At 66.5% G+C, this 21,486-nt stretch carries 23 protein-coding genes and 1 riboswitch; of the genes, 14 read left to right on the top strand and 9 right to left on the bottom strand.

Annotated features, from left to right (window positions below; all coding sequences use genetic code 11):
• The first annotated feature begins 315 nt into the window (after positions 1 to 315).
• From E8M01_RS06900 to arsC, 4 genes are read left to right on the top strand one after another with little or no spacing between them, the layout of a single operon-like run.
• On the top strand, positions 316 to 672 hold the full coding sequence (locus E8M01_RS06900) for an ArsR/SmtB family transcription factor (RefSeq protein ID WP_136959453.1): 357 nt from the start codon (positions 316 to 318) through the stop codon (positions 670 to 672).
• A complete protein-coding gene (locus tag E8M01_RS06895) occupies positions 665 to 1,192 on the top strand; it encodes an arsenate reductase ArsC (protein WP_136959452.1) in 528 nt (175 codons plus the stop codon). The genes E8M01_RS06900 and E8M01_RS06895 overlap by 8 nt, the downstream gene beginning before the upstream one ends.
• Entirely contained in the window at positions 1,192 to 1,893 is a 702-nt protein-coding gene (locus E8M01_RS06890; protein ID WP_136959451.1) for an aquaporin, read from the top strand. Before E8M01_RS06895 ends, E8M01_RS06890 begins: the two co-directional genes overlap by 1 nt.
• Positions 1,890 to 2,297 carry an arsenate reductase (glutaredoxin) gene (arsC, locus tag E8M01_RS06885; protein ID WP_136959450.1) on the top strand — a complete coding sequence of 136 codons (408 nt, stop codon included), beginning with the start codon at positions 1,890 to 1,892 and terminating at the stop codon, positions 2,295 to 2,297. Before E8M01_RS06890 ends, arsC begins: the two co-directional genes overlap by 4 nt.
• Before the next feature lie 73 nt (positions 2,298 to 2,370).
• Here arsC and E8M01_RS06880 read toward each other — a convergent pair whose 3' ends face one another.
• Together E8M01_RS06880 and E8M01_RS35495 are read right to left on the bottom strand one after the other, a co-directional pair.
• On the bottom strand, positions 2,371 to 2,757 hold the full coding sequence (locus E8M01_RS06880; RefSeq protein WP_211596703.1) for a hypothetical protein: 387 nt from the start codon (positions 2,755 to 2,757) through the stop codon (positions 2,371 to 2,373).
• Positions 2,750 to 3,001 (bottom strand): GDCCVxC domain-containing (seleno)protein, encoded by a 252-nt coding sequence (locus E8M01_RS35495; RefSeq protein WP_136959449.1) that lies wholly within the window; start codon positions 2,999 to 3,001, stop codon positions 2,750 to 2,752. Before E8M01_RS35495 ends, E8M01_RS06880 begins: the two co-directional genes overlap by 8 nt.
• Before the next feature lie 75 nt (positions 3,002 to 3,076).
• On the opposite strand from E8M01_RS35495, the gene E8M01_RS06870 reads away from it, so the two are divergent.
• From E8M01_RS06870 to E8M01_RS06850, 5 genes are all read left to right on the top strand, one after another.
• Positions 3,077 to 3,475, top strand: coding sequence for a MerR family transcriptional regulator (locus E8M01_RS06870; protein WP_136959448.1), 399 nt, complete (start codon positions 3,077 to 3,079; stop codon positions 3,473 to 3,475).
• Between the two features lie 111 nt (positions 3,476 to 3,586).
• A complete protein-coding gene (locus tag E8M01_RS06865; RefSeq protein WP_136959447.1) occupies positions 3,587 to 3,910 on the top strand; it encodes an ArsR/SmtB family transcription factor in 324 nt (107 codons plus the stop codon).
• 45 nt (positions 3,911 to 3,955) lie between these two features.
• A complete protein-coding gene (locus E8M01_RS06860) occupies positions 3,956 to 5,386 on the top strand; it encodes an NAD(P)-binding domain-containing protein (protein ID WP_136959446.1) in 1,431 nt (476 codons plus the stop codon).
• A 3-nt stretch (positions 5,387 to 5,389) separates the two neighbouring features.
• Positions 5,390 to 6,577 (top strand): MFS transporter, encoded by a 1,188-nt coding sequence (locus tag E8M01_RS06855; protein WP_136959445.1) that lies wholly within the window; start codon positions 5,390 to 5,392, stop codon positions 6,575 to 6,577.
• A gap of 35 nt (positions 6,578 to 6,612) precedes the next feature.
• Entirely contained in the window at positions 6,613 to 7,815 is a 1,203-nt protein-coding gene (locus E8M01_RS06850; RefSeq protein ID WP_170181809.1) for an MFS transporter, read from the top strand.
• A 44-nt stretch (positions 7,816 to 7,859) separates the two neighbouring features.
• Here E8M01_RS06850 and E8M01_RS06845 read toward each other — a convergent pair whose 3' ends face one another.
• Both E8M01_RS06845 and E8M01_RS06840 read right to left on the bottom strand, forming a co-directional pair.
• Complete coding sequence (locus E8M01_RS06845) at positions 7,860 to 9,092, bottom strand: MFS transporter (protein WP_246088620.1); 1,233 nt, start codon at positions 9,090 to 9,092, stop codon at positions 7,860 to 7,862.
• Between the two features lie 154 nt (positions 9,093 to 9,246).
• Complete coding sequence (locus E8M01_RS06840; protein WP_136959443.1) at positions 9,247 to 10,293, bottom strand: MBL fold metallo-hydrolase; 1,047 nt, start codon at positions 10,291 to 10,293, stop codon at positions 9,247 to 9,249.
• 232 nt (positions 10,294 to 10,525) lie between these two features.
• Positions 10,526 to 10,625, top strand: a riboswitch (glycine riboswitch).
• 132 nt (positions 10,626 to 10,757) lie between these two features.
• Between E8M01_RS06840 and E8M01_RS06835 the strand changes: the two genes are divergently transcribed.
• Positions 10,758 to 12,023, top strand: coding sequence for a D-amino acid dehydrogenase (locus E8M01_RS06835; protein ID WP_136959442.1), 1,266 nt, complete (start codon positions 10,758 to 10,760; stop codon positions 12,021 to 12,023).
• Positions 12,024 to 12,102: 79 nt separating this feature from the next.
• Here the strand turns inward: E8M01_RS06835 and E8M01_RS06830 are convergent, their stop codons facing one another.
• The 3 genes from E8M01_RS06830 to fmdA all read right to left on the bottom strand — a co-directional run bounded on the left by E8M01_RS06830 (position 12,103) and on the right by fmdA (position 14,284).
• Positions 12,103 to 12,402, bottom strand: coding sequence for an FmdB family zinc ribbon protein (locus E8M01_RS06830; protein WP_136959441.1), 300 nt, complete (start codon positions 12,400 to 12,402; stop codon positions 12,103 to 12,105).
• A 56-nt stretch (positions 12,403 to 12,458) separates the two neighbouring features.
• Positions 12,459 to 12,971 (bottom strand): AmiS/UreI family transporter, encoded by a 513-nt coding sequence (locus E8M01_RS06825; protein ID WP_136959440.1) that lies wholly within the window; start codon positions 12,969 to 12,971, stop codon positions 12,459 to 12,461.
• Between the two features lie 86 nt (positions 12,972 to 13,057).
• Positions 13,058 to 14,284 carry a formamidase gene (gene fmdA / locus E8M01_RS06820; RefSeq protein ID WP_136959439.1) on the bottom strand — a complete coding sequence of 409 codons (1,227 nt, stop codon included), beginning with the start codon at positions 14,282 to 14,284 and terminating at the stop codon, positions 13,058 to 13,060.
• Positions 14,285 to 14,678: 394 nt separating this feature from the next.
• Between fmdA and E8M01_RS06815 the strand changes: the two genes are divergently transcribed.
• The gene (locus E8M01_RS06815) at positions 14,679 to 15,416 is read left to right on the top strand and encodes a response regulator (RefSeq protein ID WP_136964479.1); all 738 of its coding nucleotides are present in this window, start codon (positions 14,679 to 14,681) and stop codon (positions 15,414 to 15,416) included.
• Here E8M01_RS06815 and E8M01_RS06810 read toward each other — a convergent pair.
• The gene (locus tag E8M01_RS06810; RefSeq protein WP_136959438.1) at positions 15,386 to 16,615 is read right to left on the bottom strand and encodes a response regulator; all 1,230 of its coding nucleotides are present in this window, start codon (positions 16,613 to 16,615) and stop codon (positions 15,386 to 15,388) included. The two genes, E8M01_RS06815 and E8M01_RS06810, sit on opposite strands and share 31 nt — an antisense overlap.
• The gene (locus E8M01_RS06805) at positions 16,612 to 19,272 is read right to left on the bottom strand and encodes an ATP-binding protein (protein ID WP_136959437.1); all 2,661 of its coding nucleotides are present in this window, start codon (positions 19,270 to 19,272) and stop codon (positions 16,612 to 16,614) included. Before E8M01_RS06805 ends, E8M01_RS06810 begins: the two co-directional genes overlap by 4 nt.
• Before the next feature lie 272 nt (positions 19,273 to 19,544).
• Here E8M01_RS06805 and E8M01_RS06800 point away from each other — a divergent pair, with 272 nt between their 5' ends.
• The 3 genes from E8M01_RS06800 to E8M01_RS06790 all read left to right on the top strand — a co-directional run bounded on the left by E8M01_RS06800 (position 19,545) and on the right by E8M01_RS06790 (position 21,458).
• Positions 19,545 to 20,153 (top strand): putative glycolipid-binding domain-containing protein, encoded by a 609-nt coding sequence (locus tag E8M01_RS06800; RefSeq protein WP_170181808.1) that lies wholly within the window; start codon positions 19,545 to 19,547, stop codon positions 20,151 to 20,153.
• Positions 20,150 to 20,701, top strand: a complete 552-nt coding sequence (locus E8M01_RS06795; protein ID WP_136959435.1) for a hypothetical protein — start codon at positions 20,150 to 20,152, stop codon at positions 20,699 to 20,701. Before E8M01_RS06800 ends, E8M01_RS06795 begins: the two co-directional genes overlap by 4 nt.
• A gap of 202 nt (positions 20,702 to 20,903) precedes the next feature.
• Entirely contained in the window at positions 20,904 to 21,458 is a 555-nt protein-coding gene (locus E8M01_RS06790; RefSeq protein WP_246088619.1) for a class I SAM-dependent methyltransferase, read from the top strand.
• The last annotated feature ends 28 nt before the right edge of the window (positions 21,459 to 21,486 follow it).

Genomic DNA, 21,486 nt, shown 5'->3' with positions numbered 1-21,486 from the left:
ATGGGCGGCGTCCATCTCCGGGGCAGCTAACCGTCCATGCCTGTTGCGCGACATCGAAGTCCTGGCCTGGTGGCTCCTGCACTCTGTTACCACTTCTTTTGACGTGCGGTCATCATCCATCACCATGGGCGCTGATGGTGAGAGGCCGCCGCTGGAATGGCTTTCCAGCTCTCCGGACGGGTAGTTTCGCCGCTCGCGGGGGACTTTTTCGACGGTGGCCTTGCGGATGGGAATGCCCTTGCCCGCGGTGTCGCGCCATCGGCGCGGGAGGCGAACCGTCATCGACACGTCACATATATCCAATAATCCGGATATATGGATTCAGAAGCCGCCATTCTCGCGCTCGCCGCTTTGGCTCAGCCGACCCGTCTCGAAGCGTTTCGACTGCTGGTCAGCCGCCAGCCCGACGGCGTGCCATCGGGCGAACTGGCGCGCCTGATGGATGTCCCGCAGAACACCATGTCGGCGCATCTGGCGGTCCTGTCGCGCGCCGGCCTGATCATCGGCGAGCGGCAAAGCCGCTCGATCCTCTATCGCGCCGACCTCGGAGGCTTTCACGCACTCACGCTGTTCCTGCTGAGAGATTGCTGCGGTGGCCGGCCGGAGGTGTGCGCGCCGCTGATCGCAGACCTGACCCCGTGTTGCACGCCGAAGGTTCTCGTCCATGGCTGACCGCGTCTTCAACGTCCTGTTCCTGTGCACCGGCAATACCGCCCGCTCGATCCTGGCGGAGGTCATTCTCAACAAGGATGGGGCGGGGCGCTTCCGCGCCTTCTCCGGCGGCAGCACGCCGAAGGGGCAGGTCAATCCGCTCGCGCTTCAGGTGCTGGCCTCCTTCGGCTATCCGACCGAAGGGCTGCGCTCGAAGAGCTGGAGCGAGTTCGCGGCGCCCGGCGCGCCCGAGATGGATTTCATTTTCACCGTTTGCGACAGCGCGGCGGGCGAGGTCTGCCCGGTCTGGCCAGGGCACCCGGCAACCGCGCATTGGGGCATCGAGGATCCGGCCGCCGTCGAGGGCACGACGGTGGAGAGGACTGCGGCCTTCGTCGCAGCCGCGCGCTATCTGAAAGCGCGCCTGTCGGTCTTCGCGGTGCTGCCATTTGACACTCTCGACCGCATGGCGCTGCACCACGAGCTGCGGGCGATCGGCCGGCTGGAGGGCGCGACGCCGCCGAGGCCGGAGCCACGGTGATGCTTGGGTTCGATTTGCCACGCCGGCTGACTGCGGAAGCGCTCGGCACGGCGATCCTGGTCGCAACCGTCGTCGGCTCCGGCATCATGGCCGAAAACCTCACCCGGGACGTCGCCCTGGCGCTACTTGGCAACACGCTGCCGACCGGCGCCATCCTGGTGGTGCTGATCACCATTCTCGGACCGGTGTCGGGCGCCCATTTCAACCCGGCGGTGACGCTGGTCTTCGCTCTGAGGCGCGAATTGCCGATCGCTGAGGCGGCCTCCTATGCGGCGGCCCAGATCCTCGGCGGCATCGCCGGCACGATCATCGCGCACCTGATGTTCGCCCTGCCAATGATCGACCTGGCGCTGAAGGTCCGCACCGGTGGCGCCTTGTGGTTCGCCGAATGGGTCGCGGCCTTCGGCCTTGTCGCCACCATTCTCGGTGGCCTCCGCTTCGCGCCATCCGCCATTCCCTGGCTGGTCGGCCTCTACATCACCGCAGCCTATTGGTTCACCGCCTCGACATCTTTCGCCAATCCGGCGGTGGCGATCGCGCGCGCGCTGACCAATACCTTTGCCGGCATCCGGCCATGGGATCTGCCGGGGTTCATCGTCGCCGAGGTGATCGGCGCCGTCTGTGCGCTGGCACTGATGACCTGGCTGCTCCAGCCCGGATCGGTTGGCGTCAATTCTTCGAAAGCCGAGCTCCAGCCATGACCGTCACGATCTATCACAACCCGGCCTGCGGCACGTCCCGCAACACGCTCGCCATGATCTGCCAGAGCGGCGAGGATCCGGTGGTGATCGACTATCTGAAAGATCCGCCGAGCCGCGCACGGCTGGTCGCACTCATGGCCGCCATGGCGATCTCACCGCGCGACCTCTTGCGCCAGAAGGATACGCCTTATGCGGCGCTCGGCCTCGACGATCCCGCGCTCGGCGACGATGCCCTGATCGATGCGATGATGGCACATCCGATCCTGATCAACCGGCCGATCGTCGAGACACCCAAGGGCACGCGACTGTGCCGGCCGTCCGAGGTGGTGCTCGATATCCTGCCCAATCCGGCCATTGGGGTGTTCACCAAGGAAGACGGCGAAGTGATCACCCGGACGGCCTAGCGAAAAGAACGAGCGCGGCGCCCGGCCAGATGCTCGAACCCTGTTCTCCAAGGCTGCCCGGGGCCATGACATTCTAACGCGAGAACATGCCCCAGGCGCGCTCGCTGCCCCACCACAGGGCCGCGTTGCCAAGCAGGATAGTGCCGCCAAGGATGGCCCAGCCATGAGGACCGAGAGGCAGCAGTCCGGCGGCGTAGCCAACCACACAAGCCGCCATCACGACGAAGAACGGCCCGGTCAATCGGCAATGGGTCCGGCCACAGCGGCGGGCATTGATGACGCAGGCGGCACCCATCCAGATGAGCATGACGGTCCAGATGACGGCGCGCGGCAGCGGTTCCAGCCATCCCGCGGCGAGCATGGCGGCGCCGGGAATGCCCCAGAGCCCGGCAAGGGTGCGCCAGTCGCTGGCCCAGTCCTTGGTCCGGGCGTCAGAACAGGCGTCGCATTCGTCAGCCATGACCGCCTCCGCCACAACATGGGTCAGCCTGTCCGCCGGCTCGTGCCTCCTGGATCGGTGGACACGGCACGTCGCCATAGGAGCAGAATACACAACAATCGCCCGGCTTCGGCTTGAGCAAGGTCCGGCATGCCTTGCATTCATAGAAGAACTGGCAGGCGTCGATCGGCATGCTCTCGGCGGCCCTATGTCCGCAATCGGGGCAGGTGAGGATCGATGTGAGCTGTGGTTTGTGACGGGCCATGGATGTCTTCCTCGCGCGACCGATCTATGCTGAACCCCGTAGTCACTACGGGCTCAAGCGAAAAAGAGCACGACCATGCGCGGCCTGACGATCGGCAAACTGGCGGATGCGGCCGGCGTCCATCTGGAGACAGTCCGCTATTACGAGCGGATCGGCCTGATGGCCGAACCAGGCCGAACTGCCGGCGGCTATCGGATCTATGGCGCCGAGCACGCGCGCCGGCTCTCCTTCATCCGGCGTGGGCGCGAACTGGGTTTCGGGATCGAGGACATCAGGGCTCTTCTGGCCTTGGCGGAGCCCGGTCACAGGTCCTGCGCGGACGTCAAGGCGCTGACCATGACCCATCTCGATGATGTCAGGACCAAAATCTCGGATCTGCGCAGGCTCGAAGTCATTCTCACGAAGACGGTCGATCAGTGCTCAGGCGGGGAAACACCGACCTGTCCCGTCCTCGATATGCTGAGCGATGGTTGAACCTCGCGACAGCTTGCGCCAAAGGCTTCCACGCCCGAGGTCGACGATGCTATTTCGGTAATTCCGGAAATACGGTTGACGGCAAGCAAAAGATCAGCCAGTCTCACGACCATGAACATCGATGACGCCTCCGCCCGCCTTGAAGCGCTCGGCAATCCGACACGCCTGCGGATCTATCGCACCCTGGTGCGCGCCGGCCACGCGGGCCTCAGCGTCGGCAAGCTGCAGGCGAGCCTGGATGTCGCGGCATCGACCTTGTCGCATCACCTGAAGTCGCTGCTGATCGTCGGCCTGATCGCCCAGGAGCGGCAGGCGACCACGCTGATCTGCCGGGCCAATTACGACGTGATGCGCGGGCTGGTCGATTTCCTGGTCGAGGAATGCTGCGCCGATGCCGGATGCGCCGGCGCATCGTCCGCCGAGCAGGCGGCCTGATCTTCTTTTTGCGCTTTAATTCGGTATTTCCGGAAGGAACGAGACATGAATGCGGAGAAGCGGACGACGGTGGCGATCATCGGTGGTGGGCCGGTCGGGCTGGCGGCGGCTTCGCATGTGCTGGAGCGGGGGCTTGAGCCTGTCCTGCTCGAGGCCGGTCCTGAGATCGCCGACGCGGTTCGTCAGTGGCGCCACGTCCAGCTGTTCTCGCCCTGGGAGTTCAATGTCGACAAGGCCGCCGCCAGGCTCTTGACCGCCACCGGCTGGAACTCGCCGGATCCCGCGCAGTACCCGACCGGCGCGGAGCTGATCGAAGGCTATCTGTGGCCGCTGGCGGCCCGTACCGCGCTGAAGGATCATATCCACACATCGAGCCGGGTCACCGGCATCAGCCGCGTCGGCTTCGACAAGGTGAAGACCGGGGGCCGGGCCGAAGCACCCTTCGAGATCCGCTACCAGAACGGCGCCGGACCGAAGACGGTTCTCGCCGATGCGGTGATCGATGCCTCCGGCACCTGGTCGTCGCCCAATCCGGCCGGCGCCAATGGCCTGCCGGCGATCGGCGAGGCGGCGGCGTCCGCCAGGATCGCCTATGGCATGCCGGATGTCGGCGGTGCCGGCCATCATCGTTATTCCGGGCGGACCGTTGCCGTGCTCGGCGCCGGCCATTCGGCGGTGGGAACGCTGATTGACCTGGCGCGCCTCGCGGCCGCGGAGCCAGCCACCTCGGTCATCTGGCTGTTGCGCGGCAAGGACCCGGCGAAATCGTTCGGCGGTGGCGCCAATGATGCGCTGGCAGCGCGCGGCGAACTGGGTTCCGTGCTCGCCGGCCTGGTTGCGGACAAGCGCATCCGGATCGAGACGGAGTTCCGCGTCTCCCATATCACGGCAACGCAAGCTGGTTTGCGCATCGGCGCCGGCTCGGCCTGTTGCGGCCGCCATGTCGACGTCGACGAACTGGTGGTGGCCACCGGCTTCCGGCCCGATCTCGGTTTCCTCGGCGAGCTCAGGCTCGGTCTCGACCCGGCACTCGAATGCCCGCCGCTGCTGGCGCCGCTGATCGATCCGAACGAGCATAGCTGCGGCACGGTGCGTCCGCATGGCGCGCGCGAACTGGCCCAGCCCGAACCCGGCTTCTATTTCGCCGGCATGAAGTCTTACGGCCGCGCGCCGACCTTCCTGATGCTGACCGGTTATGAGCAGGTGCGCTCGATCGTCGCTGAAATCGCCGGCGATCACGAGGCGGCCCGGCGCGTCGAACTGGTGCTGCCCGAGACCGGGGTGTGCAGCGCCTCGCGCTCGTCGACGGAAACGACGGGTTGCTGTGGCGGCCCGGCCGAGGCGGATGCCGCTGCCTGCTGCCGAACGGACGAGGCTGTGAGGCAGGCGGGCGGGGAGGGATGTGGCTGCGGCTCGGTCGATGCCGCGCCGAGGCGTGAAACGGCGTCCGGCCCAACCGCTGCCTGCTGCGCCTGAGCGATGTCGAGGAGCCGGCTAAGCATCACTATCGTTCTTGGAACCACCCAGACCCTGGCCTGGGCCTCCAGCTATTATCTGCCGGCGATCCTCGCCGATGCGATGGCCAGAGATCTCGGCGTGTCGAGCGCCTGGATCTTCGCGGCCTTTTCCGTCGCACTGCTCGCTTCCGCCGTGCTCGGTCCGCGGATCGGCCGGACCATCGATGCCGTCGGCGGGCGTGGCGTATTGGCCCTGTCGAGCCTGGTCTTTGCCGCCGGCCTGATCCTGCTCGGCCTGGCGCAATCCCAGTTCGTCATGTGGCTCGCCTGGCTGGTGCTCGGCGTCGGCATGGCGCTCGGTCTCTACGACACGGCCTTTGCGACGCTCGGCCGGATCTATGGGGCGTCGGCCCGCTCGACGATAACAGGCATCACCTTGATCGCCGGTTTCGCCAGTACCATCGGCTGGCCGCTGACCGCCTGGGGGCTCGCCGAATATGGCTGGCGGCCAACCTGTTTTGCCTGGGCCGCAGCCCATCTCCTGATCGGCCTGCCGCTCAACTGGTTTCTCTTGCCGCGGACCGAAACGGCGCAAGCGGCACCGACGGCCGGACCAACGGGGTCGGTCGCCTGGGACCGCAACATGGTGCTGCTGTCGATCGCCTTCGCGCTGACCTATCTGGTCGCCGGCGCCATGGCGGCACATTTGCCGCGATTGCTGCAGGCCGCCGGCGCCTCTGCGACCGAGGCGATTGCGGCAGGCGCGCTGATCGGCCCGGCACAGGTCGCCGCGCGCCTCGTCGAAGCGGGTTTGCTGAACCGCTTCCACCCTTTGCTCTCGGCCAGGCTCGCGGCCATCACCCATCCGATCGGCGCGGCCGTGCTCGGGCTGTTCGGTGGCGGCGCAGCGGCCGGCGCCTTCGCCATTCTGCACGGCTCGGGCAATGGCGTTCTGACGATCGCCCGCGGCACCGTGCCTCTGGCGATCTTCGGCCCTGACAATTACGGCTATCGCCTGGGCCTCATCGGCGCGCCGGCCCGGATCGCGCAAGCTGCCGCGCCACTGCTGTTCGGCCTGTTGATCGAGCGCTGGGGATCCGGCGCGCTGGTGGTGTCGAGTGCCTTCGGCATCGTCGCCTTGATCGCGCTGTGCTTCGTCCGGGCCGAGAAGACGGCCGAATATGTTCCGGCCGACCGCGGCAGCGGATGATCGTCTCGACAAGCAAACCCGGTGATGAGCCCGCCATGATCGCTTCGCGCTTCGTTGGCGCCGTGGTCGCGGCCCAGGTGCTGGCGCAGATCGGCACCTTCACCTTGCCGGCGCTGCTGCCCGGCTTCATCACGGGCTGGTCGCTTTCGGCAACCGAGGCGGGCTGGCTGGTCGGCGCCTATTTCGCCGCCTATGTGGTGGCCGTGCCGGTTCTGGTCGCGCTGACCGACCGGGTTCCGGCGCGCCGGATCTATCTGTTCGGCACGACGCTGACGGCAGCGGCCCATCTCGGTTTCGCCCTGCTGGCGGAGGGTTTCTGGAGCGGGCTGGCGCTTCGGGCCGTCGCCGGCATCGGCTGGGCTGGCTGCTATATGCCTGGACTGAAGGCGATCGCCGACCGGCTGGAGGGCGACGCCCAGTCGCGCGCGGTCTCCTGGCACGCCGCCGGCGTCGGCATCGCCGGCGCCGTGTCCTTTGCGATTGCCGGCATGCTCGATGCGATCGGCGGCCCCGTCCTGGCCTTCCTGCTTGGCGCCGCGGCGGCAGCCATCGCCTTCGGCATTGGCGTCGCGGTCATGCCGCGCAGCGTTCCGCTCCGGCTTGCGGACGCCCCGGCGCCATCAGCGCTGCTGGACTTCCGGCCGGTCTTCAAGAACCGCGCCGCCATGGCCTGGATCGCCGGCTATACCGTGCATACCTGGGAGCTCGCGGCCTTGCGCGCCTGGGCCGTGACCTTTCTTGGCCTGACGATCGCGCGGGACGGGGCGCCGGGCTGGCTGCCCGGCCCGACGATCATCTTCACCGTGGCCGGCCTTGTCGGCATCGCCGTGTCGATCCTCGGCAACGAGACGGCGCAGCGGTTCGGCCGGGCGCGTGTGGTTGCCGTGGCGATGGGGGCGGCCGCGGTCCTGGCGCTGGTCACCGGCTGGTCCAGCATGATCTCGGCGCCACTGGCGGCGATCTCAGTGCTGCTCTGGAACGCGGCGATCTATCTCGACAGCTCGGCCTTGACGGCAGGCACCGTCCAGGCCGCCACGCCGGGCCGGCGCGGGGCGACCATGGGCCTGCACAGCATGTGCGGTTACGCCGGCGGCTTTTTCGGGCCCTTGGGTGTCGGCATCGCGCTGGACCTGGCCGGCCCGGCGAGCGCCTTCGGCTGGGTCCTGGCCTTCGGTCATGTCGCGGTCGTGACCCTGATCGGGCTCGTCATTCTCCGCCGGATCGGCCGGGGCGGCTGATCGGGTCTGGCGTGGGCTTGATCAACCGCGCCGCGCCGGTACGCCTATCGGGTCGTCCGTCCGCGCTCCTGGTACAGGGCCAAGGCGACGGTCAGCAACATGAAGACCACCGCCGTGCCGAACACGCCCTGGGGATAGCCATGGTCCAAGAGACCGGCGAACAGCAGCGGGCCGACCGCGCCGCCGATATTGAAGCCGGTGGAGACGATGCCGAAGACCCGGCCTTCGGCGCCGGGCGGGGCCGCAGCCCGAACCAGCATGTCGCGCGAGGGGGTGATGACGCCCGACAGGAAGCCGGCCGCGGCCATCAGCAGGACCAGGGCGACGGGCGGCAGCCGGACCAGCGCGATGATCGACACCAGAAGTGCTGTGGCGAGGAAGGCGCCGGCCGTGAGATGGCCGTGGCGGCTGGTGCGGTCGGCGAGCGTGCCGCCGGCCAGAACGCCAAAGGCGCTCGAGAACAGGAACACGGTGAGCGCCAGATTGGCCAGCGCCAGGTCGACGCCATAACCGGCGACAAAGGCCGCCACGGAGAAGTTCTGGATGCCGGCGGTGCTGAGGTTGAGCAGCATGAAGAGGGCGGTCAAGGTCATGACCGCGGGCGTGAACAGGCCGGATCGTCCGCCCGCCGGGCTGGCCGGAACACGGCTCTTGGCGGCCGACGGCCGGGACGAGCCGGTCAGCAGCAAGGCCGCGACCGCCAGGCCGAGCAGGCCAGCGGTCGCAAAAGCCATCTTGACGCTGGTCAGCGATGCGATGCCGAGCAGGACTGCGGGGGCGATCGCCGTGCCGAGGAAACCCGCGAAGGTATGGATCGAGAAAGCGCGGCCCATCCTGTCCTCATCAATGCCGGAGGACAGCAAGGCATAGTCGGCGGGATGATAGACGCCATTGGCAAAACCCGCCGCGGCCATGGCGACCAGCAGCCAGGGATAGCTGTCGAACAATGCCACCGACAGGAAGCTGGCGCTGCCCAGCATGAGGCCGCCGACCAGCATGCGGCGCGCGCCGAACCTGTCGGTGAGAAAGCCGATCGGCGTCTGCACCACCAGCGATACCAGGTTGAAGACGGCAAGCGCGACGCCGACTTCGACGAAACTCACGCCGAGATAGCCCGGCAGCAGCGGAATCAGCGCGGGCAGCGTCATGATGTGGAAATGACTGACCAGATGCGCCATCGACACATGAACGAGCAGCGATGTCTCGCCGCGCCTGGTTCGCACCGGGCCTTCGGTTGAGGCCGTCATCGCCGGTTCGGTCTTTCGTTCATTCGGCACCTGGGCTCCGCTGCGGCGTCCCTTGGCTCAGGGCTTCCGACGCGGGGCAGGGGCAGAGCGCCACGGCCCGGCGGATACCGCCGTCATAGCGCGGCGGCGGCCGCTTCATAAGCCCCGAAAGGCGAAGACCTGCCTTGAGGCTGGTCCGGCGCGATCACCCGGCCGCGAAATATTCGACCACGTCGCTCTTGCCGGTGCGCACCAACTGGCCCTGGTTGAGCGTGTAATTGACATGCGCCAGGACCTCGCTGAAGGCAAAGCTCGTCTGATGCGCGTCAAGCTTGCGCGGGAAGATGATGGGGATGAGATCGGCGGCGGAGCGCGGCGCCTCGCGGCAGGCTTCGAGCAGCGCCGCGCAGCGGGATTCGTGATGCGCGATGAGCTGAGCGCTGCGCAGATGGATGCCGATGAAGGGCAGTTGATGCCCGGGCAGGACCAGGGTGTCATCCGGGATATCGGCGTTCAAGGCACGCAGCGAGCGCAGGAAGAGCCCGAGCGGATCGCCATGCGGATCGACCGCCCAGACGCTGACATTCGGCGTGATCTTGGCGAGCACCTGATCGGCGACGAACAGGATCTTGTCGGATGGGCAATGCAGCATGATCTGTTCGGCTGCGTGGCCGTCGCCGACGCGCACGGAAAACACCCGCCCGCCGATCTCGATGGTATCGCCGCCGACAATGCGCAGGAAGGTTCCGGGCAGGTTTGCCACCATCCGGAGATATTCGTTGCCCTGCGTGCTGACCAGCTCGGTCAGTTCGGCGCCGAGCCCATGGCTCAGATAAAAGTCGCGATAGAGCTTGGCATCGAGCGCGTTGGGGCTGAGCGAGATGTTGAGGCAGCTCAGATAGGAGGTCTGGCTGGTGATCAGCGGGATCTGAAAACGTTCGGCGAGCCATCCGGCAAGGCCGATATGGTCGGGATGGAAATGGGTGACGATCAGCCGGGTCAGGCGCCGGCCTCTGAGCGGGCCAGAGACCAGGGCTTCCCAGGCCGCGCGGGTCACACGATCGTCGATGCCGGTGTCCAGCACCGCCCAGCCGTCGCCATCCTCGATCAGATAGATGTTCACGTGGTTCAGGCGGAACGGCAGCGGCAGACGGGTCCACAGGACACCCGGCGCGATCTCGATGACTTCGCCCGCTTCGGGCGGGGTCAGGACCGGATAGATGATGTCGTTGTCTGATGGGGCGGCGGACATTCTTGGAAGGCTCACGGGTTCGATCAATGGGGTGGTCGTACGGATCAATTGAAAAAGTGACGGCTCAATGATCGTCGGAAGGCATGAAGCGAGCGCGCATCGACGCGGAAGCGGGCACGGCCCTGACCTCGCAGACTATGGCATTCCGGTCCAGCTGCCAGACCCCCATCCGGCAGGCATAGGGCCTCCGGCCTATGTCGGTCTTGACAGGCGGTGCCGGAAGGCGGAAGAGCCAGTCGACGCGGAAGAGACCGTCCTGTCATGGTCGACAGGAAGGCGCCGACGGAGCAACCGCCCCGGAAACTCTCAGGCAAAAAGACCGCGTTCGATTTTGGACTCTGAAAAGTGGAGCCGCATGCTCCCGCCGACGGTGTAAGTCGCTGCTCAGTCCGTGAGCGGCGGTGATGCTCTCAGGCCAATGACAGAGGGGGCGTTCGAACCCGCATGAGCGGGAAGGAGCGCCTATGTATTCAGAGCAAGGGCCCAAGGTCGCCGTGATCGGCGCGGGCATCACCGGCATCACCACAGCCTATAATCTGGCCAAGCGCGGCTGCCGCGTGACGGTTTTCGACCGCCACCCCTATGCCGCGATGGAGACGTCGTTCGCCAATGGCGGGCAGCTGTCGGCGTCCAATGCGGAGGTCTGGAACAGCTGGGCGACCGTGCTCAAGGGGCTGAAATGGATGTTCACGCCAGGGGCGCCGTTGCTGGTGAACCCGACGCCGTCCTGGCACAAGCTGTCCTGGATGGCCGAGTTCGTCGCGGCGATCCCGAAATATGAAGAGAACACCGTCTCGACGGCCCGCCTCGCTGTCGAAGCCCGGGCCCATCTCATCCGCATGGCGGTGGAAGAGGGCATCGACTTCGACTGCGAAACCCGCGGCATCCTGCACTTCTACCACACCAAGGCGGATTTCGAGGCGGCCGCGCGTGTCTCGAAACTGCTCGCCAAGGGCGGGCTCGAACGGCGCGCGGTGACGCCGGAGGAAATCCGGTCGATCGAGCCGGCGCTCAAGGGCCAATTCTACGGTGGCTTCTACACGCCGTCCGATTTCACCGGCGACATTCACAAGTTCACCCATGGCCTGGCGCGCGCCTGCGAGCGGCTCGGCGTCACCATGCGGCTGGCGACCGAGGTCACCCATGTCGCCGCGACCGATCTGGCGGTCAGCATTTCCAGCCGGTCGGTCGAGCCTACGACGGAAGCCGGCGATGCGCCGGTCGGGATCGACCGGTTCGACCAGGTCGTCGTCTGTGGTGGCGTCATGTCGCGCGAGCTCGGCCGGCAGGTCGGCGACCGGGTGAACGTCTATCCGGTCAAGGGCTATTCGATCACGGTGAACCTGCCGGACCAGGCCGACCAGGATGCGGCACCCTGGACCAGCCTGCTCGACGACAAGGCCAAGATCGTCACCAGCCGGCTGGGCGCGGCGCGTTTCCGGGTTGCCGGAACGGCCGAGTTCAACGGCGCCAACAAGGACATCCGGGCCGAGCGCATCGACCCGCTGATCGCCTGGTGCCGGGCGCATTTCCCGGGCATCAACACCCGCCAGGTGGTGCCTTGGGCCGGCCTGCGTCCGATGATGCCGGACATGCTGCCGCGCGTCATGCGCGGGCGGAACCCGCGTGTGCTCTACAATACCGGCCACGGCCATCTCGGCTGGACCCTGTCGGCGGCGACCGCCGACGCGATCGGCGCGCTCGCCACCTCGCGGAGCAACGCGGCCTGAGCGATCTTGGGGCCGCAATCGGAGGCACCCGCCTGGCCTTGGCCGAGCGGGTGCCTCGCCGGGCATCATATGCCTGATATCAATGCCCGATCATCCAGCGCCGGCGCACCGACGGCGGCTTCTTGCTGACCTTGCAGAGCGAACAGCCGCAGCCGGCGAGATGACTGCGTTTGACGACGCTCGGCTCGCTGGTGCTCTTTTCCGAGCGGGCGAGCGCCCGCCTGAGCGTGGTGTTCATCAGGCCGAGATGAGGGGCTGCGACATCGCGCTCACTGGCACCCGAACAGTCCGGGCAGGCGCAGCCGCGGTCTTCCTCGGACATGGACGACCACGACTCGAACGGGCCGCAGGCGTTGCAGACATAATTGTAGAGCGGCATTTCCGTCTCCTGGAACGACAAGCGGCCGGGCGGACCTGGCGCCCGCCCGGCACGGATCAAAGCTTGCCCTGAAGCAGCAGGAAGCCCGGCAGCCAGCCGGTCACCACGCCGGCGGCGAGGGTGGCGAAACCGGTGGCGTGCTGGATCGGGCGCTTCAGGGCCAGGAGCAGGAAGAACATGAACCAGACGATCGCCCATATGGCCCAGTTGAAGCCGAGCCAGACGTCGATGGTGCTCTGGGCCGAGGTGAAGCTCAGCACCGAAATCGGGGTGACGGTGATGGCGACGAACAGGCTGAACCAGCCGAGCCCGCGCCCGTCGACCGCGACGAACCGGTTATAGGCGACCCACAGATAGGTCGTGGTGAACAGCAGGATCAGGGCCGCGGCCTTGATCGAGGCCGCGTTGGCGCCCGGCCCGAAGGCAAAGGAGAGCGAAACGCAGAGCGTCACGAAACCCGAGACGATGTTGATGACGACGATCTCCTTGTCGTCGACCTTGCCGAGAAGCCAGAGGCCGTTGAGAAACAGCACGGCGCCGACATAGAGCAGATTCAGACCGAGCAGCATGGCTGCACCTCCCCCCGAGACAGATCCCCCGGGCCGGGGCATGCCCCGGCCGGCGACGCATTCCCGCCATTGGCGGATGCTGCGGTTCAGGTCGTCCTGGCGACGTCGACCCCGGAGACCTGGCGGGTGGGCCCGGTTGAATTGGGGTTGATGTCGAAGTCGAAAATGGCTGTCGGGATGGCGAGCGTCGCGCAGACATTGGGAATGTCGACAATGCCGCTGATCCGGCCTTCGACCGGCGCGGTGCCGATGATCATATAGGCCTGCTCGCCAGTGTAGCCGAATTTCTTGAGATATTCGATGGCGTTGAGGCAGGCGCGCCGGTAGGCGACATGGGCATCGAGGTAATATTGCTCGCCGGTGTGCTCGTCGACGGAAATGCCCTCGAAGATCAGGTAGTCGTCGAAATGCGGATCGATCGGGCTCGGCTTGAAGATCGGGTTGGTAATGCCGTATTTGGCCATGCCGCCCTTGATCAGGCCAACGCCGATATCGATCCAGCCGGCCATTTCGATGGCGCCGCAGAAGGTGATTTCGCCGTCGCCCTGGGACCAGTGAATGTCGCCCATCGAGAGGCCGCCACCCTTCACATAAACCGGGAAATAGACCTTGGAGCCGCGCGACAGGTTCTTGATGTCGCAATTGCCGCCATGCTCGCGCGGCGGCACCGTGCGCCAGGCTTCGCTTGCCGCTTTTCTGGCGGCGTCGCCGCTCATCTGGCCCATCAGCGCGGTCGCCGCATGGGGCGGGGCGGCCAAGGGCGGGACGCGCTCGGGATCGGTGGCGATCAGCGCAGCCTCGCGGCGGTTGGCCTCGGCCAGAAGCTTGTGGTCCGGCAGGCAGCCGATCAAGCCGGGATGGATGATGCCGGGATAACGGACCCGTGGAATATGCCTTGAGGTCGTGTAGATGCCCTGGAAGTCCCAGCAGGACTTGCGCGCCTCCGGATAGTGCTCGGTGAGGAAACCGCCGCCGTTCTCCTTGGCAAAAATGCCGTTGAAGCCCCATTCGGACTCGGGGAAGGCGCCGATATCGAGAATATCGACGACCATCAGGTCGCCCGGTTCCGCGCCTTCGACGCCGAAGGGCCCGCTGAGATAGTGGACACGGGTCAGGTCGACGTCGCGGACGTCGTTGGCGCTGTCATTGTTGCCGATCTGACCGCCGGTCCAGTCGTAACATTCGACCCGGAAGACATCGCCGGGCTTGAAGGTTTCGACCATGGGCAGGTCGGGATGCCAGCGGTTGTGGGTCTTGATCGCCTGCTGTTCAGGCGCCTTTTTCAGATCCACCGAGAATACGGTTTTCGGCATGGTGTCCCTCCCAGGACCTCGAGGCGCACTGGAGGTCACGTTTGCCGCGCCCCCGTGTCATCGGCGCCGGGCATCACACATGCCCGATCGCCGCCGCCGTCTTGACCGGAAGGCTAGGTTGGGCGTGTAACCGCGATGAATCCGAAGACCCGAGGCTTTGTAATTTTTTGTAAAGGCCGGCTCCGGTGCCGTCATTGCCGGCACGGCCGGGGCTGAAAAGGATAGCGGCATGATTTCAGCCGGTTATCGGGTCTTTCCTGGCCGGGGAGCCGGACCGAATGGCGTCGCGAGCAGGCACAACGGCCCGGCGACGGCCGGAGCCGGGATGGCTACGGCGCGTGTCGGTGCTTCGCCCGGCTCGACCGGCGCGCCGATTTGCGATTATCGTTCGGACATGTCGGCTGCCGATGCCAAATCGCGGATCCTTGTCGTCGACGATGACCGTCGGCTGTGCGGTTTCTTGAGCAAGTTTTTCACCAGCGAAGGTTATGTCACCGCCGCCGCCCATGACGGCCGCGCCATGCGGCGCGCGCTGGCCGACATGTCGTTCGACCTGATCATCCTCGACCTCACCTTCCCGGCCGGCGAGGACGGCATCACGCTGGCGCGCAATCTGCGCCTGCAATACGACCTGCCGCTGATCATGCTGTCCGGCAAGAACACGACGATCGACAAGGTGGTCTGCCTGGAGATGGGCGCCGACGACTATGTCACCAAGCCGTTCGAACCGCGCGAGCTCCTGGCGCGCATCCGCACCGTCCTGCGCCGGTTCGGCAATCGCGTGGCGACCGGCGATCCGGCCGCGCAGCATGCGTCGCAGGTCATGAGTTTCGCCGGCTGGCGGCTCGATCCGGCACGCTATCGGCTGTCGTCGCCCGGAGGCGAGGAGGTCAGGCTGACCAGCCAGGAATTCCAGCTGCTGACAGCGCTGGTCAGCCGCCGCGGCCGCATCCTGTCGCGCGAGCAGATCCTGGACATCGTCGCGAACCGGGACTGGACGCCTTATGACCGCAGCATCGACGTGCTGATCGGCAAGATCAGGCGCAAGCTGCAGGATGACGCGCGCGACACTCAGTTCATCAAGACCATTCGGGGTGTCGGTTACATGTTCGCGCCGCCGCCCGAGGCCTGAACGGCGCCGGCCGCGGCCCTGGGCAGATAGAGATTGACGGTCGTGCCCTGACCCGGCGCGCTGTCGATCGCGAGGCGCCCGCCGGACAGGCGCACGAAGCTGTCGACCATGGCCAGGCCGAGCCCGCTGCCGTGCCCCGGCGTCTTGGTGCTGAAGAACGGCTCGAGCGCCCGGCCGCGTACCGCTGGCGACATGCCGTGGCCGGTGTCGATCACCGACAGCACGACATAGCGGCCAGGCAAGAGGCCCGGCACGGCATGGGCATGGTCAGGCGTGATGATCGTGTTGCGCGCGTCGAAGCGTAGGTCGCCGCCGTCGGGCATGGCGTCGCGCGCATTGATGGCGAGGTTGAGCAGGCTTGTTTCCAGCTGGATGCGATTGATGTCGAGAGCATCGAGATCGCCGTCCATGCGCAGCGAAATGGCGATGGTCTCGCCAAGCGTCCGGCGCAACATGCGCATCAGCGGCGGCAGCTGCTCGCGCAGGTCGGTGACGGTGGTGTTGGTCGGCTGCACCCTGCCGAAGGCCAGAAGGCGTTCGGTCAGTTCGGTGCCGGCGCCGGCCGCATCCAGTGCGTCGTCGACCAGCTCGAGCAGCGCGGGCTGATCGGTGACGCGCTCCTGCAGCAGGCGCAGATTGGCGTAGAGCACCGCCAGCACATTGTTGAAATCATGGGCAACACCGCTGGTCAATTGCCCGACCGCCTCCATCCGCTGGATCTGGCCCAGCCGTTCGGCGGCGCGCCGGTTCTGGGCATAAAGCGTGATGCGTTCGAAGCAGCGGGCCAGCGTCGCGAGCAGGTCCTCGCTGTGGAAAGGCTTGCAGAGATAGTCATAGGCGCCGGCCTGCAGGGCCTCCACCGCGGTATCGATCGAGGCGAAGGCGGTGACCATGACGCAGACCAGGTCCGGATCGCGCCGGCGCAGGCTGCGCACCAGGTCGATGCCGTTGCCGAGGCCGAGGCGGACATCGACCAGCGCCACCGCGATGGATTGCCGGTCGAGGCAAGTCAGCGCCGCCTCGGGATCATGGGCCACCGCGACGTCGTAACCGTCGAGCTGCAGCAGGCCGGCGAGACTGGCGGCGAAATCGATGTCGTCATCGACCACCAGTACGCTGCGCCTGGTGCCGCCGGCGTCGGGGCCGGCAGCGCCATCCGCGCCGGCGCGGGCCAAAGGTTGCTGGCGGTCCTGGCTCATTGTGGCCTCGCAGGCTTGCCCGGCAGGTGGAGCGATACGGTGGTTCCCCGGCCTTCGGTCGTGTCGATCGCGACCGTGCCGCCATGTTGCTCGACGATACGCTTGACCAGGGGCATGCCGAGCCCGACGCCGAAGGCCTTGGTGCTGAACAGTGGCTCGAACACACGCTGGGCGACATCAGGGCGCATGCCGCCGCCATTGTCGGATATGGCGAGAACCACCTCGCCGCCGTCGCGGCGGGTCGAAACGACGATCCGGGCGCTGCCGGCCGCGCGGCCTTCGCAAGCCTGGGCGGCGTTCAGGAGCACGTTGACGAAAGCCTGGCGCAAGCGTTCTCCGTCAGCCGGCACATGGGTGTCGGCTTCAAGGTCTAAGGTCAGGGTCGGCCCCTTGACCATGTCCTGGTCGGCCACCTGCTGCTCGACCCAGGCGTCGATGGCAATGGGCGCCAGGACCAGTGCCTGCCTGCGCGAAAAATCCAGGAGGTCGTCGATGATCCGGACGCAGCGCCAGACATTGCGCTGAAGCCGCTGCAACTCGCCCGCCGCGGGCTCGCCGATATCCTTCAGCGACCGGCGCAGGATATCGGCCGAGGTCACCAGCGTGCCGAGTGGATTGCGCAGTTCGTGGCTGACGGTGGCGGTGATCTGGCCGATCGCGGCCAGCCGTTCGTTGCGCGCCAGCTCCTGCTGCGTCTCGCCGAGCTTTTCCAGCGAAGCGACAAGGTCGCGCTCCGCCAGTTCGCGGCTCTCGTGCGACAGCACGATCCACCAGGCGCCGATGCACAGGAGCGGCAGCACCGCGAGGAAGACCCGGAGCAGCAGTGCCCCGTTGTCGAGATGCGGTCCGTCCAGGCGCGGCTCGATCAGCCGGTAGGTCAACAGGAAGACGGCGGCGGTGACCACCGCCAGCGCGACCAGGACGCCGCCGACCTTGAGCAGGCGCTGGCCCATATGGGGGGCGATCTTGGCGGTGAACGAGCGGCCGAGATAGAGCGACCGCGACGTCTCCAGCGCGCTCAGCGAGGTCTTGCAGGCGTCGTGGCAATGCGATTCCAGGCTGCAGCAGAGCGAGCAGATCGGCCGTTCGTAGAACGAGCAATAGGCCATGTCGGGGCGCTCGTAGTCATGGGCGCAGATCTCGCAGCGAATGCTGGCCTGGCCGGTGCCGGTCATGGCGACCGGGGTGCGGGCCAGATAGTAGCGGCCCTTGGTGGCGATGCCGATCAGCGTGGCGCTGGCCACCGCGATGACGAAGGACATCGGCGCGGCATAGGCCTGCGCCAGCGCGCCGCATTGGCCGGTGAAACAGATCACCCCGACGACCGACGCCAGGACCATCGCGCCGCAACCGACCGGGTTGAAGTCGTAGAGATGGGCGCGCTTGAACTCCATGAAGGAGGGGCTGATCTTGAGCGGCTTCAGGATGACCAAGTCGGCGAACAGCGCGCCGATCCAGGCGGTTGCGATGATCGAATAGACCGCGAGCACCAGTTCCAGCGTCTGGAAGATGCCGAGCAGCATCAACAGAAGCGATATCAGGATGTTGAAAACCAGCCAGACGACCCGGCCGGGATGGTAGTGGGTGACCCGGGCGAAGAAGTTCGACCAGGCGAGCGAGCCGGCATAGGCGTTGGTGACGTTGATCTTGACCTGCGAGATCAGCACGAAGATCGCCGCCGCTGCCAGCACGATGGCCGGATCGGCGCTGACGAACTCATAGGCCTTGATATACATGTGGATGGGTTCGAGCGCGGTGGCGCGGGGCAGGCCGGCGGAGACCGCCAGCACCGCCAGCAGGCTGCCGCACAAGATCTTGAAGCCGCCAATGACGATCCAGCCCGGACCCGCGGCAATCACCGCCAGCCACCAGCGGAACCGGTTCTGCCGGGTCTTGTCCGGCAGGAAGCGCAGGTAGTCGACCTGCTCGCCGATCTGGATCGCCAGCGCGCAGAGCACGCCCACCGCCGAACCGAAGGCCAGGGCGTCGAACTGGCCGCCGCCCTGGTCGCTGCCGGTGAAGGCCAGCCATTGCTTGAACACCTGCGGATGGCCGATCGCGATATAGGCGAAGGGCGTCAGCAGCATGGCGATCCAGATCGGCTGGGTCAGCATCTGCAGCCTCGAGATCATCGTCACCCCCATGAAGGTGATGGGGATGATGACCAGGGACGAGATGATGTAGCCGACGACCAGGGGTATGTCGGCGTAGAGCTGGAGCGCCTGGGCCATGATAGCCCCTTCGAGCGCGAAGAAGATGAAGGTGAAGGTCGCGTAGATCAGCGAGGTGATCGTCGAGCCGATGTAACCGAAACCGGCGCCGCGCGTCAGCAGGTCCATGTCGATATTGTAGCGGCTGGAATAATAGGCGACCGGCAGGTTGGTGACGAAGACGAAGAAGCAGACCACCAGGATCGCCGGAAAGGCATTGGCGAAGCCGTAGCTCAGCGTGATGGCGCCGCCGATGGCTTCCAGCGCCAGGAAGGAGATGCCGCCAAGCGCGGTATTGGCAATGACGAAAGGCGACCAGCGGCGGAACGAGCGGGCCGCGTAGCGCAGCGAATAATCCTCGAGCGTCTCGTTGGCGATCCACGACTGATAGGACCGCAGGGCCGGCAGCCGTGAGGTGTCCGTGACGCCGCGCGCTCCCTGAGGCATGATCGGGCCCTCTCCAGCGGCAGATCCGGCGGCGGCCCCCGAGGTGGCTGCAGCCATCGTCAATGTGAAGCTAATTCAATGATTTAGCGCCCATCGCCCGGACCTTGGTAGGCAATCCCGCCAGGGATTGCAATGGCCCGCGATCGATGGGCCTGCGGCGCGCCGGCGTCGCTGCAAAGCTGTTCGCGGGTCGAACCACGGAGCAATTTTCGCCAAGATCGGGTGGCGGCGGTTTGCGATAGATTGGCACGCAACTGGGGACGGGGGCGGTCGTGGCGGACGCTGATCGTGAATTTCCGGCGGTGGTCTTGTCCAGCACGGTCTGGCGTCGCGTCCTCGACGACAAGGCTTATGAACATTGCAGCGTGAAACAGGTTGGCGGCGGGCTGGTCGTCTGCGGCAGCATCGTCGCCGTTTCCGGCGATGCGCCAGCCCTTTGCCACTACGAGCTGACCTGTTCAGCTGACCTCGACCAGGCATTCGCACTGACACTCACCTGCGCTCATCGCGGGCGCGAGCCAAGCCTCAGGCTGCGTCGCTCGGCTGCCGCCTCGTGGCTTGTCGATGACCTGCCCGCAGCTCAGCTCGATGGTTGCACCGACATCGATATCGAGTGGACACCGGCGACAAACCTGCTGCCCATTCGCAGGCTCGCCGCCGCGCCAGGATCGGTGCTCGACGTGACCGCGGCCTGGGTGCGCCTGCCGGGTCTCGCGATCGAACCGACGCACCAGAGATATGAACGGATCGCCGCGGATCGGGTGCGCTACACCAATGTGCCGAGCGGGTTCACCGCGATCCTGACGGTCGACCCCCGGGGCATGCCGGTCGACTACGAGGGCATCTGGATCAGGACCGGCCGGTGGAGCGTCGAGCCATGACGGCCAGGCGCGGTGACGTCAGGGCGTTGCAGCGTGATTTTTCCGCAGCCTTGCTGTCCGCGGGGCGGTCGTCCGACATGCTGGCGAGCGATGACATCTATGCGCCGCTGCTCGGCATCTGGGATGTCGACACCTGGGACTTCACCACCGCCGGCGCGACGATCGAGGGGCGGGGCGAGTGGCTGTTCTGCCGCGTGCTGGAGGGCCGCGCGGTGCAGGATGTCTGGATCGCGCCGCCGCGTGGCGCGGGCGGAGCGCGGCAAAGCCATCCGCACAGCCGCTACGGCACCAGCCTGCGAACCTTGGATCCCGCGACCCGGCATTGGCAGGTCGTCTGGCTCAACCCGGTGTCGGGAACCCTGGACGTGCTGCAGGCCCATGGCGAAGCGGGGCGCATCGTCCAGACCGGCACCGGCTCCGACGGACAGCCGATCCGGTGGAGCTTCGATCAGCTGACCGCGGTGTCGTTCCGCTGGATCGGCGAGGCCGAACAGGCGGACGGTTCGTGGCGGGCCGAGGCCGTATTCAGAGGCCGTCGCCGGAGCTGAGACGGGCGACCGCGGTTGCAGCGTCCCGGGCCTTCGGTCCGAACTGGGCTTGTTCGGGTCGCCATCGTCATTGGCCGCGGTGGTCTGGCCCACATGGACGTCGCGCTAGCGCCAACGCGCCGGCGGGATGGACGACCATCCCGAATGAGCACATCGTTTGGCGGCAGACGAGCACCATTGATTCCGTCAATGTGAGCGGACGATGAAGGCACCTGACGCATTCGACGGCTGGAGCGCGGCACGGAGCTACGACCACTATATGGGTCGCTGGAGCCGGCGGATCGCGGCGAAATTCGTCGCCTGGCTGGCGCCGCCGCGCGATGCCGCCTGGCTCGAGATTGGGTGCGGCACGGGCGCGCTGACGGCAGCCATCCTGGCCGAAGCGGAGCCGCGATCGATCCTGGCGATCGACCCCTCGGCGGATTTCATTGCCCATCTCCGCTCCGTGGTCGATGACCCGCGCCTCCAGGCCGAAATGGCGGACGCGCGGAAACTGCCGCGCGAGGACGCCAGCATCGACGTCGTCACCTCCGGGCTCGTCATGAACTTCATTGCGGACCGGGCATCCGCACTTCGAGAGATGCAACGGGTGCTGAAGCCGGACGGCCGCTGTCATTTTATGTCTGGGACTATCCCGGCGGCGGCATCGGCTTCATCGATGCCTTCTGGAAGGCGGCAGCCGACATCGATCCCGCGGCCAGCGCCCTGGACGAGGCGAGCCGGTTTCCCTTCTGCACAGGCGACGGCCTCTTGGTGATCTGCCGGCAAGCCGATCTGCGGTCGCT

The sequence above is a fragment of the Phreatobacter stygius genome (assembly GCF_005144885.1).
Classification (GTDB): Bacteria; Pseudomonadota; Alphaproteobacteria; order Rhizobiales; family Phreatobacteraceae; genus Phreatobacter; species Phreatobacter stygius.
Note: the sequence above shows the minus strand (reverse complement) of the source record. Positions and strands in the feature narration are given on the sequence as shown.